The 16,364-nt window shown below is 59.8% G+C and carries 15 protein-coding genes; 8 read left to right on the top strand and 7 right to left on the bottom strand.

What is annotated here, in order from left to right:
- The first annotated feature begins 155 nt into the window (after positions 1-155).
- The gene (katE, locus tag ACA061_RS00340; RefSeq protein WP_210700768.1) at positions 156-2,297 is read left to right on the top strand and encodes a catalase HPII; all 2,142 of its coding nucleotides are present in this window, start codon (positions 156-158) and stop codon (positions 2,295-2,297) included.
- Between the two features lie 80 nt (positions 2,298-2,377).
- Here katE and ACA061_RS00335 read toward each other — a convergent pair whose 3' ends face one another.
- Genes ACA061_RS00335 through ACA061_RS00320 form a run of 4 tightly spaced genes read right to left on the bottom strand, consistent with a single transcriptional unit; the run spans position 2,378 to position 5,177 of the window.
- The gene (locus ACA061_RS00335) at positions 2,378-3,091 is read right to left on the bottom strand and encodes a PA5502 family lipoprotein (RefSeq protein ID WP_210553234.1); all 714 of its coding nucleotides are present in this window, start codon (positions 3,089-3,091) and stop codon (positions 2,378-2,380) included.
- Between the two features lie 37 nt (positions 3,092-3,128).
- Positions 3,129-3,917 carry a zinc ABC transporter permease subunit ZnuB gene (gene znuB / locus ACA061_RS00330; protein ID WP_150595857.1) on the bottom strand — a complete coding sequence of 263 codons (789 nt, stop codon included), beginning with the start codon at positions 3,915-3,917 and terminating at the stop codon, positions 3,129-3,131.
- Positions 3,910-4,695: a zinc ABC transporter ATP-binding protein ZnuC gene (gene znuC, locus ACA061_RS00325; protein ID WP_042556959.1), complete on the bottom strand. Its 786-nt coding sequence runs from the start codon at positions 4,693-4,695 to the stop codon at positions 3,910-3,912. Before znuC ends, znuB begins: the two co-directional genes overlap by 8 nt.
- Positions 4,695-5,177 carry a Fur family transcriptional regulator gene (locus tag ACA061_RS00320; RefSeq protein WP_053125415.1) on the bottom strand — a complete coding sequence of 161 codons (483 nt, stop codon included), beginning with the start codon at positions 5,175-5,177 and terminating at the stop codon, positions 4,695-4,697. The genes znuC and ACA061_RS00320 overlap by 1 nt, the downstream gene beginning before the upstream one ends.
- A gap of 66 nt (positions 5,178-5,243) precedes the next feature.
- Here ACA061_RS00320 and ACA061_RS00315 point away from each other — a divergent pair, with 66 nt between their 5' ends.
- Complete coding sequence (locus ACA061_RS00315) at positions 5,244-6,164, top strand: zinc ABC transporter substrate-binding protein (RefSeq protein ID WP_210553236.1); 921 nt, start codon at positions 5,244-5,246, stop codon at positions 6,162-6,164.
- A gap of 82 nt (positions 6,165-6,246) precedes the next feature.
- On the opposite strand, the gene ACA061_RS00310 is transcribed toward ACA061_RS00315, so the two are convergent.
- Entirely contained in the window at positions 6,247-7,200 is a 954-nt protein-coding gene (locus ACA061_RS00310; RefSeq protein WP_210553237.1) for a homoserine kinase, read from the bottom strand.
- Positions 7,201-7,260: 60 nt separating this feature from the next.
- Complete coding sequence (locus tag ACA061_RS00305) at positions 7,261-7,551, bottom strand: DUF2782 domain-containing protein (RefSeq protein WP_042556955.1); 291 nt, start codon at positions 7,549-7,551, stop codon at positions 7,261-7,263.
- Positions 7,552-7,625: 74 nt separating this feature from the next.
- Here ACA061_RS00305 and polA point away from each other — a divergent pair, with 74 nt between their 5' ends.
- Positions 7,626-10,430 carry a DNA polymerase I gene (polA, locus tag ACA061_RS00300; protein ID WP_497300364.1) on the top strand — a complete coding sequence of 935 codons (2,805 nt, stop codon included), beginning with the start codon at positions 7,626-7,628 and terminating at the stop codon, positions 10,428-10,430.
- A gap of 329 nt (positions 10,431-10,759) precedes the next feature.
- Here polA and yihA read toward each other — a convergent pair whose 3' ends face one another.
- Complete coding sequence (gene yihA / locus ACA061_RS00295; RefSeq protein WP_150617002.1) at positions 10,760-11,404, bottom strand: ribosome biogenesis GTP-binding protein YihA/YsxC; 645 nt, start codon at positions 11,402-11,404, stop codon at positions 10,760-10,762.
- Between the two features lie 217 nt (positions 11,405-11,621).
- Here yihA and ACA061_RS00290 point away from each other — a divergent pair, with 217 nt between their 5' ends.
- From ACA061_RS00290 to ACA061_RS00270, 5 genes are all read left to right on the top strand, one after another.
- Positions 11,622-11,879 carry a c-type cytochrome gene (locus ACA061_RS00290; RefSeq protein ID WP_210553562.1) on the top strand — a complete coding sequence of 86 codons (258 nt, stop codon included), beginning with the start codon at positions 11,622-11,624 and terminating at the stop codon, positions 11,877-11,879.
- 45 nt (positions 11,880-11,924) lie between these two features.
- A complete protein-coding gene (locus ACA061_RS00285; RefSeq protein ID WP_150605076.1) occupies positions 11,925-12,536 on the top strand; it encodes a c-type cytochrome in 612 nt (203 codons plus the stop codon).
- A gap of 188 nt (positions 12,537-12,724) precedes the next feature.
- The gene (gene dsbA, locus ACA061_RS00280; RefSeq protein WP_150605075.1) at positions 12,725-13,366 is read left to right on the top strand and encodes a thiol:disulfide interchange protein DsbA; all 642 of its coding nucleotides are present in this window, start codon (positions 12,725-12,727) and stop codon (positions 13,364-13,366) included.
- 14 nt (positions 13,367-13,380) lie between these two features.
- On the top strand, positions 13,381-14,259 hold the full coding sequence (locus tag ACA061_RS00275) for an endonuclease/exonuclease/phosphatase family protein (protein WP_497300363.1): 879 nt from the start codon (positions 13,381-13,383) through the stop codon (positions 14,257-14,259).
- Positions 14,256-16,307, top strand: a complete 2,052-nt coding sequence (locus ACA061_RS00270; RefSeq protein WP_497300362.1) for a GGDEF domain-containing protein — start codon at positions 14,256-14,258, stop codon at positions 16,305-16,307. Before ACA061_RS00275 ends, ACA061_RS00270 begins: the two co-directional genes overlap by 4 nt.
- Positions 16,308-16,364 lie beyond the last annotated feature (57 nt).

Genomic DNA, 16,364 nt, shown 5'->3' with positions numbered 1-16,364 from the left:
GAATTGGCAATAAGAAGATCAAAGGTCATAAAAAAGGAACGCCCGTTCCTTGTCATCGGTCACTACGTAAGCGACTTGAAACCCTGGGTGCCGTGCCCGGGAACCACTCAAGAGTCCTCGGCACGTCCCGGGGTCAAACGAGGAGTTTACGTCTGATGAGTACCAAGAAACCTGCCCCTGCAAAGAGTGAAATGGCCGGAACCGATACCCCGGATCGCGCCAACACCAATACCAAGCTGGACAGTCTGGAGACTTTTCGCTCCGACGCAACCGGCCAGGCACTGCGCACCAACCAAGGCGTGAAGATCGCCGACAACCAGAACACCCTCAAGGTCGGTGAGCGCGGGCCGTCACTGCTGGAAGATTTCATCATGCGTGAAAAAATCACGCATTTTGACCATGAACGTATTCCGGAGCGCATCGTCCATGCGCGCGGCACCGGGGCTCATGGTTTCTTTCAAGCCTATGAAAATCATGCTGCGCTGACCAAAGCCGGATTCCTACAGGATCCGGGGAAGAAAACACCGGTATTCGTGCGCTTTTCCACAGTGCAAGGGCCGCGCGGTTCCGGCGACACCGTGCGTGACGTGCGCGGTTTTGCCGTGAAGTTCTTCACCGACGAGGGCAACTTCGACCTGGTCGGCAACAACATGCCGGTGTTTTTCATTCAGGACGCGATCAAGTTCCCTGACTTCGTCCACGCGGTAAAACCTGAACCGCACAACGAAATTCCTACCGGCGGCTCGGCTCACGACACTTTCTGGGACTTCGTGTCGCTGGTGCCGGAGTCGGCGCACATGGTCATCTGGGCGATGTCCGACCGGGCGATCCCGAAAAGCCTGCGCAGCATGCAGGGTTTTGGCGTGCACACCTTCCGCCTGATCAACGCCGAGGGCAAATCGCGCTTCGTCAAATTCCACTGGCGCCCGACTGCGGGGACTTGCTCGCTGGTGTGGGACGAAGCGCAGAAGCTCGCCGGTAAAGACACCGACTATCACCGTCGCGATCTCTGGGAAGCCATCGAGATGGGCGACTACCCGGAATGGGAGTTGGGCGTACAGATCATCGAGGAGGAGAACGAGCATGACTTCGACTTCGACATCCTCGATCCGACCAAGCTGATCCCAGAAGAAATCGTGCCGATCACGCCGCTGGGCAAAATGACCCTCAACCGCAATCCGGACAACTTCTTTGCCGAGACCGAGCAGGTTGCGTTCTGCCCTGGCCACATTGTTCCGGGTATCGACTTCTCCAACGATCCGCTGCTGCAAGGTCGGCTATTTTCTTACACCGATACGCAAATCAGCCGACTCGGTGGGCCGAACTTTCATGAGCTGCCGATCAACCGTCCGGTGGCGCCGTTCCACAACGGTCAGCGCGATGCTCAGCACCGCACAACGATTGACAAGGGGCGCGCCTCTTACGAGCCGAACTCGATTGACGGCGGCTGGCCGAAAGAAACCCCACCGGCCGCGCAGGACGGCGGTTTCGAGAGTTATCCGGAACGCATCGACGCCGCCAAGATCCGTCAGCGCAGCGAGTCGTTCAGCGATCACTTCTCGCAGGCAACCTTGTTCTTCAACAGCATGAGCGAGCATGAGAAGGAACACATCATTGCCGCTTACAGCTTCGAGCTGGGCAAGGTTGAGCGCGAGTTCATCCGTGCGCGGGAAGTGAACGAAATTCTGGCGAACATCGATCTGGAACTGGCCAAGCGCGTGGCGGCGAACCTCGGTCTGCCGGCACCCGCCAAAGGCACGGTCGAAGCACGCAAAACGTCTTTCGATCATTCTCCGGCGCTGAGCCAGGCCAATTTGTTGCCAGAAAACATCAAGACGCGAAAAGTGGCGATTCTTGCTGCCAACGGCGTCGATGGTGCGGCGATTGATGCGATGAAGAAAGCACTGGCTGCTGAAGGTGCGCACGCTAAATTGCTCGGCCCGACCTCGGCGCCGGTAAAAACCGCCGATGGCAAAAGCCTGCCGGTGGATGCATCGATGGAAGGCATGCCTTCCGTGATTTTCGATGCGGTGTTCGTGCCGGGTGGCGCGGCGTCGGTCAAAGCGTTGAGTGGTGACGGCGTGGCGCTGCATTACGTGCTGGAGGCGTATAAGCACCTAAAGGCGATTGCCTTGCACGGCGAAGCCAAGCAGTTGCTGGACGTGTTGAAGCTGGAGGCGGATGCCGGGTTGCTGGAGGGTAAGGATGTCGGGGCGTTGACCAAGCCGTTCTTTGCCGCGATCGGGCAACATCGGGTTTGGGCGCGGGAGCCTAAGGCGAAAGCCGTTCCGGCGTAAAAGCAAAAGATCGCAGCGTTCGGCAGCTCCTACATGGGTTCACATTCGCCCTGTAGGAGCTGCCGGAAGCTGCGATCTTTTTACGGTTTACGCGGACTCAGAACCATCTGCGCCGGCACCGTGCGCAGAATCTGCTTCTCGATCTTCAGATCAAAATCCGGATTCAATTTCTTCACACGCTTGGTCAGCAAATTCGCCAACCACGGATAGTCATTGGTGCGTGGTGCCTGAATGGTCACTGCACACTCGTAATTCACCACATCGGCGGCGATCGCATCCAGTTGGCGGCGAAGTTTGTGGCTATCGGTGATGTTCAGCGCAACCGTGGTGCTTTCGGCTGTCGGATCAATCACCTTGGCTTTCGGCTTGGCTTCGGCTGCTAGCAACGCCGCTTCGGCTTTTTCAAGCTCAGCCTTGCGTGCTTCGGTAATGGCGCCGTTGACGCCACCGGTCAGCGCCGGGGCCTTGGGCATCAGTACACGTGCACGGCTCAAAGCGGTTGCCGCAGCGTTTACATCACCCTTTTGCAAGACGATCTGGCTGCGACGCAGATACGCCTCGGCCAATTGCCGCTGATATTGCTCAAGGGATTGATCGTTAGGGGTTTCAGTCTGCAAAGTGGCCAACTGGGTTTCGGCAGTGGCCAGTTCGCTGCTGGCCAGGCTTTGTTCCAGCTGCGCGATGGCCGTAGCCCGCGCATCGGGGACTTCAGCCACCGGCGGCGTGCTTTGGCAGGCGCCCAGTAGCACTGAAAATGCGACAAGGAGCAGATAACGGGAGGCGAACGGCTTCATTCCTGCGACTCTCTAATTGCGCAAAAAGCGGCCAAGTCTACACCCCACGACGGGGCAGAACAAAACTCAGCAGAAACAGTGCGGCCGCCGTCACAACGATTGACGGCCCCGCCGGGGTGTCCTTGAACCATGACAACGCCAGCCCGCCACACACGGCGAGCATGCCCAGCAGGCTCGCACCCAGCGCCATCTGCTCCGGTGACCGAGCGTGACGCTGTGCCGCAGCCGCCGGAATGATCAACAGCGAAGTGATCAGCAACACACCGACGATTTTCATTGCCACCGCGATCACCACCGCGATCAACAACATCAGCGCCATGCGCAAACCCGCGACCGGCAGGCCTTCAACCCTGGCCAGTTCCTCGTGCACGGTGATCGCCAACAGCGGCCGCCACAGCGTCACCAGTAACACCAGCACCGCCGCACTGCCGCCGAGGATCCACGCAAGATCAGTCGGGCTGATCGCCAGCAAGTCGCCGAACAGATAGGCCATCAGGTCGATCCGCACTTCATGCATGAAGCTTAGTACGACAAGCCCGAGAGAGAGCGTGCTCGGTGCGAGAATTCCCAAAAGCGTGTCGGACGCCAGCGGCTGACGCTGTTGCAACGTGACCAGCAACACCGCCAGCAGCAGGCAGCCGACCGTGACCGCAACCGTCGGGCTGACATCCAGCAGAAAGCCCAATGCCACGCCGAGCAATGCGGCATGGGACAAGGTATCGCCGAAATACGCCATGCGCCGCCACACCACAAACGAGCCGAGCGGCCCTGCGACTATCGCCAGCGCCAGACCTGCAAGCAGGGCATACAACAGAAAATCAGCCATGCTTGCAGTTGTCTCCATGAACGTGGGGTTGGCCCGAAACCGGGCCCTTGACCACTGAACCGTGCAGGTCGTGGGCGTGGTCGTGATGGTGGTGATAAATCGCCAGGCTCGGCGCGTTCTTGCCGAACAGCTCGACGAACGCCGGATCGCCGCTGACTTGCTCGGGATGCCCGGAGCAGCAGACGTGACGGTTCAGGCAGACCACCTGGTCGGTGGTGCTCATCACCAGATGCAGATCGTGGGAAACCATCAGCACGCCGCAGCCGTGGCGATCGCGCAGTCGGGTGATCAGGCTGTACAGCTCGGCCTGGCCAGCGACATCTACGCCTTGTACCGGCTCATCGAGTACCAGCAGTTCCGGTTCGCGCAGCAGGGCTCGGGCGAGCAGTACGCGCTGCATTTCACCACCGGATACGCTCTGCACCGGGCTGTCGATGACGTGCTCGGCGCCGACTTCTTTCAGAGCCGCCAGTGCACGCGGGCGATCAACACCCGGCACCAAACGCAGAAAACGCAGCACCGAGAGTGGCAAGGTCGGGTCGACATGGAGCTTTTGCGGCATGTAGCCGACACGCAGTTTCGGCTTGCGCCAGACGCTGCCGCTGTTCGGTTTCAACAATCCGAGCACGGCGCGCACCAGCGTGGTCTTGCCGGCGCCATTGGGGCCGATCAGGGTGACGATCTGCCCTGGCTCGACGCTCAGCTCGATGTTGTCCAGCACGGTCTGCCCGCCAAACGTGACGGCGACCTGCTCCAGACGGATCAGCGCATTGCTCATCAAGCCCCCTGGCAACCGGAGCACAGGCCGACCACTTCGACGGTCTGCGCTTCGACGATAAAACCGACATCCTTGGCGCTGTTGATGATCGCGTCACTGATCACTTTTTGCTCAAGCTCGATGGCCGCGTGGCATTCGCGGCAGATCAGGAACTGGCCCTGATGCGCGTGCTCCGGGTGCACGCAGCCGACAAAGGCGTTGAGCGAGGAGATGCGATGCACCAGGCCGTTTTCCAAAAGGAAATCCAGCGCCCGGTACACGGTCGGCGGCGCGGCGCGGCGGCCGTCCTGCTCGCTCAGCACCGCGAGAATGTCGTAGGCACCCAGCGGTTTATGGCTTTGCCACACCAGCTCCAGCACTCGGCGGCGCAACGCAGTCAGGCGCAAGCCTTTCTGTGCACACAAAGTATCGGCCTCGGACAAAGCGCTGTGCACGCAATGAGAGTGGTCGTGGGGACGGCTGGCGATCGGTGTAATAGGCATGGGCGGCGACGAGTTTTGATAGAGACGTTATTATGTTACCCGTTCTCGCCTACTTGAGTGGTCATCGTGTCCCGACTTTTTTCTGTTTTTGTCGCATTCGTCACCGGTTTTCTTCTGATCGGATCAGCTCAGGCCGAAGTAAAAGTTCTCACCAGCATCAAGCCGTTGCAGCTGATTGCCGCAGCTGTGCAGGACGGCGTGGCGATTCCCGAAGTACTGCTGCCGCCGGGTGCCTCGCCGCACAACTATGCGCTGCGCCCATCCGACGTACGGAAGGTGCAATCGGTGGATCTGCTCTACTGGATCGGCCCGAGCATGGAAGGATTCCTGCCGCGCGTGCTGAACGGTCGTACGCTGCCGAGCGTCGCAGTGCAGGATCTGCCAGGAATGAAACTGCGCCATTTCGCTGAAGACAGTCACTCCCACGCCGAAGAAGCCGACGATCATGACCACGATCACCGTCCGGGCACGATCGATGCGCATTTGTGGTTATCGCCGGTGAACGCGCGGGTGATTGCCGACAAAATGGCCGCTGACTTGAGTGCAGCCGATCCGGCGAATGCCGAGCGCTATCAAAGTAACGCCAAGGCTTTCGACGAGCGTCTTGATGCGTTGGATCTGCGTTTGAAGAAGCGTCTGGCCAGTGTTGAAGGCAAACCGTACTTCGTCTTTCACGAAGCGTTCGACTACTTCGAAGACGCTTATGGCTTGAAGCATACCGGCGTGTTCAGCGTGGCGGCCGAGGTGCAACCGGGTGCCCAGCACGTCGCTGCGATGCGCAAGCGTTTGCAGGAAGTGGGCAAGACCTGCGTGTTCAGCGAGCCGCCATTGCGCCCGCGTCTGGCGGAAACGCTGGTCGCTGGTTTGCCGGTGAAACTGGCGGAGCTGGATGCGCTGGGCGGTTACACCCCGGCGACGGCTCAGGGCTATGAGCAGGTGCTGGAGAAGTTGGGCAACGATTTGGCCGGGTGCCTGGAGTCGTTGTAAACCCATAAAAAAGATCGCAGCCTTCGGCAACTCCTACACAGTGCCCACTGTAGGAGCTGCCGAAGGCTGCGATCTTTTGATCTTAAAGGGCGAAAGGCAGATGGATACTCACAACCTGCCGCTGCGCCAACCGCTGCTCAAACTCCTGAGGATCGTGAATCAACACATCCTGCCCGGCAAACTGTTCGGCCGCGATCAACCGCGACAGCCAGAACCGCACACATGCCACCCGCAGCATGGTCGGCCACAACTCAGCCTCTGCCGCCGTAAACGGCCGTAGCGCCGCGTAGGCGCCGAGGAAAGCACGGGCACGCGGGCCATCGATCAGACCATCATCGTCCGAACACCAATCGTTCAGCGCAATCGCCACGTCATAGAGCATCGGCCCCGAGCAGGCGTTGTAGAAGTCGATCAGCCCGGTCAGGTGCGTGCCTTCGAACATCGCGTTGTCGCGAAACAGGTCGGCGTGAATATTCGCCCGAGGCAGCGCGAGAATCTTGTCTTTGCGCGCAATGATCTCATCCAGCGCCTTTTGCAGCAGCGCGCGCGGCGCATCGCTCAGGTGCGAGAGCAACGCGGTGCCCTCCTCCAGCATCCAGTCGAGGCCACGATCGGTCTTGCGCTTGATCATGTGCTCACCCTGGGTCGCCAGGTGCAGATGCGCCTGCAACTCGCCGACCTGCGCGCAATGCTGAGCGTTGGCGACCTTGATGTGCTTGCCGGCCAGACGCGGTTGCAGCAACGCCGGCTTGCCTTTGAGTTCACGCAGTGCCACGCCGTCGGTGGTGCGCAGTGCGTACGGCACCGGCAGATCAGCTTCGTGCAGCACATCGAGCAAGTCGATGAAGAACGGCATCTCCTGCACCGGGCCGCGCTCGACCAGGGTCAGGACGAATTCGCCCTGCTCCAGGCTGATGAAGAAATTGGTGTTTTCGCTGCCGGCGGCAATCCCCTGGAAATCAAGCAGACGGCCAAGCCCGTAAGGGGCGAGAAAGGTTTCCAGCTCGGGCCGAGCCAGGGGGGTGAACACAGACATGGTTAAAAACTGCTCAGTTCGGGCGCCGCCATCAACGCGGCGCCGATTAAAATTAAGAGACTACTTCCATTCGAAAATCTTCCACGACGGAATCAGCATATCCGGCTGATCCGAGCGAATGAAGTTCGCATCCGTCCCGTCTGCGCGCACAAGAAAGTACGGCGGTGCGCCCTTCGGCGTGACTTTGATCGCATACAGGAAACCGTTTTGTCGATACTCCTGAATGGTCTTGTCGCCTTCCGTGCGAATGGTTACTTCGGGGTCCCCCGTCGGCGCATCATCCGCCGCCATCGCGGCCAATGGTGAAGCAGCAATCAACCCGACCAGCAGCAAGCGATTTAACGTACGCATGATAACCTTGTCCCTTTGTCGTCAACGGTCCCGCTATTCTAGCGCCGGGCCCGCCGAAAAGGTTGATTCTGCTCATGAGCCAAGCCCCCCTCGTCCTGGTGGACGGTTCGTCTTACCTGTACCGCGCTTTCCACGCCCTGCCTCCTTTGACCACCTCCAAAGGTCTGCCGACCGGTGCCGTCAAGGGCGTGCTGAACATGCTCAAAAGTCTGCGCAAGCAGTACCCGGACAGTCCGTTCGCCGTGGTTTTCGACGCCAAGGGCGGCACATTTCGCGATGAGATGTACGCCGAATACAAGGCCAACCGCCCGAGCATGCCCGACGACATGCGTGTACAGATCGAGCCCCTGCACCAGAGCGTGATCGCCCTCGGCTTCCCGCTGCTGTGCGTGGAAGGCGTCGAGGCCGACGACGTGATCGGCACGCTGGCCCGCAGCAGCGCGGCGGCGGATCGCCCGGTGATCATCTCCACCGGCGACAAGGACATGGCGCAACTGGTCGATGGCCACATTACCTTGGTCAATACCATGTCCGGTAGCTCGATGGACGTGGAGGGCGTGAAGGAGAAATTCGGCGTCGCTCCGGAGCAGATCATCGATTATCTGGCGCTGATGGGTGATTCGTCCGACAACATTCCTGGTGTTCCCGGCATCGGCCCGAAAACCGCATCCGGCCTGCTGGTCGGCGTCAACGGTGGCCTGACCGAACTGTATGCGCAGCTCGACATCGTGCCGACCCTGCCGATTCGCGGCGCCAAGACCCTGCCGGCCAAGCTCGAAGAACACAAGGAGATGGCTTTCCTCTCCTATCAACTGGCGACCATCAAGATCGACGTGCCGCTGGACGTCGAACTCGACGATTTGCAGATGCGCGCCGAAGATCCGGCCAAACTCTACGAGCTGTACACGCTGCTGGAATTCAAGAGCTGGATCAACGATCTCGATCGCGACGCCAAACGTCTGGAGCTGAGCAGCGCTGCGGCGCCTGAGCCAGCGGGCGATCTATTCAGCGCGCCAGAGGCCGAGGCCCCGGCCGCTCCGGCTGCAGCTGCTTATGAAACCATCCTTGATCAGGTGCGTTTTGACGTCTGGCTGGAAAAACTCAAGAACGCCAAACTGTTCGCCTTCGACACTGAAACCACCGGTATCGATGCGCAGCAGGCGCAGCTTGTCGGTCTGTCGTTCGCGGTGCAGGCCAACGAAGCGGCGTATATCCCGCTGACCCACTCCTACATCGGCGTGCCAGACCAACTGGATCGCGACACCGTATTGCGTGCGCTCAAGCCGATTCTGGAAGACCCGAACAAACTCAAGGTCGGCCAGCACGCCAAGTTCGACATGAACATTCTGGCCAACTGCGCCATCGGCGGCGATCAGAACGAAGGCATCACCGTGCGCGGCGTCGCCTTCGACACGATGCTTGAGTCCTACGTGCTCAACTCCACCGCCACCCGCCACGACATGGACAGCCTCGCGCAGAAGTACCTGGACCACACCACGGTGAGTTTCCAGGACATCGCCGGCAAGGGCGCCAAGCAACTGACCTTCGATCAAATTGCGCTGGAGCAGGCGGGGCCGTATGCCGCCGAAGACGCCGACATCACGTTGCGTCTGCACCAGACCCTGTTCGAAAAACTCAGCGCCATTCCAAGCCTGGCCAGCGTGCTGACCGACATCGAGATTCCATTGGTACCGGTGCTGGCGCGCATTGAGCGCCAGGGCGCATTCGTCGATGCCGAGCTGCTCGGTATCCAGAGCATCGAACTGGGCAACAAGATGGTCGCGCTGGAGCGCGAAGCCTTCGAGATCGCCGGGGAAGAATTCAACCTGGGCTCGCCGAAGCAGCTTGGCGTGATTCTCTACGAGAAACTCGGCCTGCCGGTTCTGAAAAAAACCGCCAAGGGCCAGCCGTCTACTGCCGAGGAAGTGCTGGCAAAACTCGCCGAAGACGATCACCGCTTGCCGAAAGTGCTGATGGCGCATCGCTCCATGAGCAAGCTGAAAAGCACCTACACCGATCGTCTGCCGGAGCAGATCAACCCGCGCACCGGGCGCGTCCACACCTCGTACCATCAGGCCGTAGCATCGACCGGGCGCCTGTCCTCCAGCGATCCGAACCTGCAGAACATCCCGGTGCGTACCGCTGAAGGCCGACGCATCCGTCAGGCCTTCGTCGCGCCGAAAGGCTACAAACTGCTGGCGGCGGACTATTCGCAGATCGAACTGCGGATCATGGCGCACCTGTCCAAGGACGGAGGCTTGATGAACGCCTTCCGCAACAATCTGGACGTGCACACCGCCACCGCTGCGGAAGTGTTCAAGGTCGAGCTCAACGAAGTGTCCTCCGACCAGCGCCGTGGCGCCAAGGCGATCAACTTCGGCCTGATCTATGGCATGGGCGCACAGAAACTCGGCAAGGACATTGGCGTCGACACTAAAACGGCCAAAGCCTACATCGACACCTATTTCGCGCGTTATCCGGGCGTTCGCGAGTACATGGATCGCACCCGCGCACAGGCTGCGGATCAGGGCTATGTCGAAACGTTCTTCGGCCGTCGCCTGTACTTGCCGGAAATCAACTCCAACAAGCCGCAGGAACGCGCTGCCGCTGAACGCACGGCGATCAACGCGCCGATGCAGGGCACAGCAGCAGACATCATCAAGAAAGCCATGGTGGCGGTGGATAACTGGCTGACCACATCCGGGCTGGACGCGCGAGTCATCCTGCAGGTGCACGATGAACTGGTGCTGGAGGTTCGCGAGGATCTGGTCGATCAGGTCAGCGCCGAAATTCGTCAGCACATGAGCGAAGCAGCGAAGCTGGATGTGCCGCTGCTGGTCGAAGTGGGTGTGGGCAATAACTGGGATGAGGCGCACTAAGCCATTTGGAGCCGGTTCTGCTGCGGCATCGCGCCGCGGCAAACCCGTTGGAAGGTGCTTAGTCCGAATTGCTCTTGGGCTTATTCCAAAGCTTTTTAAAAAAAATCTGAACTAATCTTGCTACGGGCCACTCAGAGTTACTGAATGGCTGGTGAAGCCCTTCAATGCTCCTATGTTGTGTTAAGTGTTGGCAGATATCTGAACCCCGCCCTAGCGGTTCGGACCTTAAACCCCGGAATTTCTCCCTCCCCAATGAAATCCGGGGCTTTTTTTGCCTAAAAATCGGCTGTGGTGCTACGCAAGACACCACAGACAATTTTGAAATTCTTTTACTCAGACGCCGCTTCGGCGCCCTTGTCGGCCAATTCCATCCAGTCCGCCAACACTGTGTAGGCTTCTTCCAGGCCCATGCGTTTTGGCGCCGAGAACAGCTGGATAGTCACCAGATCACCCCAACCCTTACGGATCTCCGCCTGCACCTTGAGCAGCGTGTTCTTCGCAGCGCCGTAGGTCAGCTTGTCGGCTTTGGTCAGCAGAATGTGCATCGGCATGCCGGCCGCAACGGCCCAGTCGAGCATCAGCAGGTCGAAGTCGGTCATTGGATGACGGATGTCCATCATCAGAATCAGACCCTTCAAACTCTCGCGGCCACCCAGGTAAGCCTCAAGGTGACGCTGCCAGTGCATCTTCAGCGGGATCGGTACTTTTGCATAACCGTAGCCCGGCAGGTCGACCAGACGACGATCTTCGTCTAGCTTGAAGAAGTTCAACAGCTGTGTGCGACCCGGAGTTTTCGAGGTACGCGCCAGGCTGGCGTGGGTCAGGGTGTTCAGCGCGCTGGATTTACCGGCGTTGGAACGACCGGCGAAAGCCACTTCAAAGCCTTCGTCGTCGGGGCACTGATCGACTTTGGCGGCACTGAGCATGAACGTGGACTGTTGGCACAGGCCGAGGATGGGATTTTTGAGCTGCATGGGATTTCCGATGTGGGCGGCGCCGGGAATGGGCGCGGAACGCGGTGTCGCTTCCGTTTCAGTGACGCCAGTATATAATGCCGCAGATTTTGTGTGTGCTTTGTCCCAGCGAAGGATGAAGTTCACGGGAGCGACAGACCTTGATTGCGCATTAGAACGCAAAACGCTCTCAACCCTGAAAAGGTCGTTTAAATGGCTGCTGGCTGCCGGAGTCTTGATGCCGCTTTACAGCGCACAGGCTACACAGGATCCGGAAGCCGTGTACAACCGTGTTTGTAGTGCCTGTCATTCCGGCCAACTACCCATGGCGCCCAAAAGAGGCGATCAGGCAGCTTGGACGCCGAGGTTGGCGAAAGGTATGGAGACGCTGGTGCAACACGTGACCCAGGGTTTCAAGGCGATGCCGCCGCGTGGTTTGTGCATGGACTGCAGTGCCGAGGATTACCAAGCCATCATCCTTTGGATGAGCGAGTAAGCCCGGTCCATAACTCTTAACCCTTAGCCGTAGTTGGATTAGCTGATGAACAAATTGATCGTGAGTCTGCTGTTGACCGTGGGAATCTCAGGCTTCGCCCATGCTGCCGGTGATGCCGCAGCAGGTCAGGCGAAAGCCGCAGTATGCGGAGCCTGCCATGGCCCGGACGGGAACAGCATGGCGCCAAACTTTCCAAAGCTGGCCGGTCAAGGTGAACGCTACCTGACCAAGCAACTGCACGACATCAAGTCGGGCAAGCGCGTAGTTCTGGAAATGACTGGTCTGCTGACCAACCTCAGCGATCAGGATATGGCCGACATGGCTGCCTACTTCGCCAGCCAGAAAGGCAGCGTCGGCGCCGCCGATCCCAAGCTTGTCGATCGTGGTGAAGCCCTGTTTCGTGGTGGCAACCTGAGCAAGGGCCTGCCAGCCTGCACCGGTTGCCACTCGCCCAATGGCACCGGCAACGCCGCTGCCGGCTTCCCGCACCTGGGTGGCCAGCACGCTTCCTACATCGCCAAACAGCTGACCGATTTCCGCAAGGAAGAAGGCGGCCGCACCAACGATGGTGACACGATGACCATGCAGACCATTGCCAAACGCCTGAGCGATGAAGACATCGCCGCGGTCTCCAGCTACATTCAGGGCCTGCATTAAGAGCCCTGACTGCAACGGACATCTCGCGCAACGTTAACGCTCGATTAATCCGTCGCAGCAAGTATAAAAAGGGTGGCTTTGGCCGCCCTTTTTTGTGGCCGCTGCCGTTACACTACAGAACTCATGCCCGCCAAGGCCTGTCTGAAAACAGGTCGCGCGAGGCGACCCAATTTGTCCAGGAGTAAAGCATGCGTAATCTGATCATCAGCGCCGCCCTCGTCGCTGCCAGCCTGTTCGGCGTGACTGCCCAGGCCGCTGAAGCCCCTGCCGCCCCTTATGTAGAGCTGAGCAATCCGGTGCCGGTTGCCGTCCCTGGCAAGATCGAAGTGGTAGAGCTGTTCTGGTACGGCTGCCCGCACTGCTACTCCTTTGAGCCAGTGATCAATCCGTGGGTTGAAAAACTGCCATCCGACGTCAACTTCGTGCGTATCCCAGCCATGTTCGGCGGCCCATGGGACGCTCACGGCCAGATGTTCCTGACGCTGGAAGCAATGGGTGTCGAACACAAGGTTCACAGCGCCGTGTTTGAAGCGATCCAGAAACAACACAAGAAGCTGACCGACAAGAACGACATGGCTGACTTCCTCGCCACTCAAGGCGTGGACAAGGACAAGTTCCTCGCCACTTTCGACTCTTTCGCCATCAAGGGTCAGATCGTCAAGGCTCGCGAACTGGCCAAGAAGTATGAGATTACCGGCGTGCCAACCATGATCGTCAACGGTAAATACCGCTTCGACATTGGCTCCGCCGGTGGTGCCGAGCAAGCGCTGAAACTGGCTGACCAACTGGTTGCCAAAGAGCGAGCCACCAACAAGGCTGCTGCCAACTAAGCGCGGCAACCGCCATGCGCCGCTGGAAGACCGAACGCATCGTTGGCCTGCATGATCCGCAGGTCAACGAACATCACCTGGCGTCCACGGGCCTGCCAGCGGATCATCGTCTGCGCTTGCTCAGTTTCAATATCCAGGTCGGTATCAGCACCGAGCGTTATCGGCATTACCTGACCCGCAGCTGGCAGCACCTGCTGCCGCACACCGGGCGCTCAGGCAATCTGCAGAAGATCGGCGACCTGCTCGGCGACTTCGACCTGGTCGCGTTGCAGGAGGCCGACGGCGGCAGCCTGCGCTCAGGCTACGTCAATCAAGTCGAACACCTGGCCCATCTCGGCGCCTTCCCCTATTGGTATCAACAACTCAATCGCAACCTCGGTCGACTGGCCCAGCACAGCAATGGCGTGCTCAGTCGTCTCAAGCCGTGGGCGATCGAAGATCATCCGCTGCCCGGCCCGAAAGGTCGCGGCGCGATCCTGCTGCGCTTCGGCGAAGGCCCGGAAGCGCTGGTGGTGGTGATGATGCATCTGGCCCTTGGCGCGCGAACGCGCAGCCTGCAACTGGCCTACATTCGTGATTTGATCGGTGGCTACAAACATCAGATATTGATGGGCGACATGAATACCCATGCCAGCGATCTGCTACAACAGTCGCCGTTACGCGATCTCGGCCTGCTGGCCCCGCAGGTGGAAGCGACATTCCCCAGCTGGCGTCCTCAGCGTTGCCTTGATCATATTTTGCTCAGCCCGACCCTGACCCTGGAAAAGGTCGAAGTGCTGGCACAACCTATTTCCGATCACCTGCCGGTCGCGGTAGAGATTCGTCTGCCGGGTTCGCTCACGGCCGATGCATTGCCCGCGTTGAGTCCTGCCCCTCGCGGAACCCTTGAATGAGCGACGAAGCCCAGCGCTGGAAAGAGAAATACCTCAAAAGCATCGAACAACAGGACAAACTCGAACGCCGTTGGGCCGCAAGGCTCGACCTGCTGCGTCGAGGCCTGGTGCGCAGCACGCTGGCCGCTGAGGGCACCGACCGCGTCGTTGATCAATGCATGAAAGAAATGCGCGACGTGGTGCGTACTGACGATATGGACGCCGGCCTCGCCGCGCTGCTGCCGCGCCTGGAAAAAGCCGTGCTCGATTCCGAGCAGCGGCGCGAAACCCGGATCGATCAGGTCAGCACTGCACTGAACGCGCTGGTGACTCAGTTGCAAGCGTTGCCGCTGCCACGGGAAGTCGCCCAGCCCCTGAAGAAATTTGCCAAACAACTGGATGGCCGTGTCGGTCAGGCCCGGGAACTGCCGCTGCTGCTGGGTGAACTCAGCGGCCTGCAGGGCAAGGCGTTGAGTCAGGTGGAGACACCCGCCGAACCAGGCCGGCCGGGGTTGCTGCAAAGGCTGTTCGGCAGCCGTGATAGCGAGGAGGCGCCAGAACCGACGGCGCAAGCTCAAGTTGCGCCGACGGCACAACCGGCGGCTGCACCAGCACACGAATTCGCCCCAGAGCCTGTCGCAGTCACTGAACCAGCAGTGGTCGCTGCCGTTACCCAGGAAGCCGCGCCAACCGCGATATCCGAAACATCTGCGCTTGCGCCTCAGCGGGAACCGCACATAACGACCTTCGTGCCGCCAACGGTGACCAGCGAAGTAATCAAAGCTACGCCTGAAGCAGATGCAATCGAATCCGAGCCCGAAGCCGCTCCAGCACCTGCTCCCACGCCAGTTTTTTCACCTGTCGCCTTCAACCCCGACGAATTGATCCACCCCGGCGATCAAGAGCCGCTGTTCCTCGACACCCTGCCGCTGCCCCCGCCCATCGCTCAAGCACTGGCGGCGATCGATCCGGAGCAGTCCGAGCACGACATCCTCTTCGCTCTGCCGGATTCTCCGGAGCCGTCCTACAGCTCAGTGGCCAAGCACATCGAGGACACGTTGATCGGCCTGCTCGACGACCTGACCCTGCCCGAGCGTCACCGGCCACAAGCCGAAGCCATGCGCGAGCGGCTCAAGCACGGTTTGAACTGGTACGAACTGATCCCGATCCTCGACGATCTGGCGACGTTGATGCTGGCGATTACCGACAGCGGCCAGCACGAATTTGAAGCGTATCTGCAGCAACTCAACGAACGCCTCGAAGCGTTCCAGAGCAACTTGCAAGCCGCCAGTGAAGGCCATGCCGACAACAGTTCTGCGGCGCGGGCGATGGACACGCAGATCCGTGAGCAAGTCGACGGCTTGCAGACCAGTGTACAGGAAGCTGCCGATCTGGATGACCTCAAGCAGGTGCTGGAAAATCATCTCGAAGGCTTGCTCGGGACCATGGATCAACACCAGAAGCAGCGCGATGCCCGGGAGCAGGAAGTCGCGGCGCGCCTCAAAGGTTTGTCCGAGCGCGTGGCGCACATGGAGCAAGAAGCCCAGGGTTTCCGCGAACACCTTGAAGAGCAACGCCAGAAGGCCCTTATCGATCCGCTCACCAGCCTGCCCAACCGCGCGGCCTGGAGCGAGCGTCTCGAGCATGAGATCAAGCAATGGCAGCAGCACGGCAACACGCTGAGCCTGGCAATGCTCGACCTTGATCACTTCAAGCGAATCAACGACAACTACGGCCACCTGGCCGGTGACAAAGTCCTGAAGATCATTGCCACGGTGTTGCGCAAACGCCTGCGCGGTTCTGATTTCATCGCGCGTTTCGGTGGCGAAGAGTTCGTTCTGCTGATGCCGGCCACCCCGCCAGCGGTCGGTGCAAAACTGTTGGAAACCCTGCGCGCAGCGATCGAAGCGTGCCCTTTCCACTTCAAGGGTGAACGGGTGACGATCACGATTTCCATGGGCCTGGCATCGTTCAAACCTGGGGAACACAGCGATCTGGTGCTTAAAAGAGCCGATCAGGCGCTGTACCGGGCGAAAAATGCCGGGCGCAATCGAGTTGAGCTGGGCTGAGAAATTGTTCCATTTTGTTTAAATCTGCCCGCTGACCGTCTCGACGCAAGGCAGTAC

It is taken from the genome of Pseudomonas sp. LBUM1668, from assembly GCF_059695715.1.
Note: the sequence above shows the minus strand (reverse complement) of the source record. Positions and strands in the feature narration are given on the sequence as shown.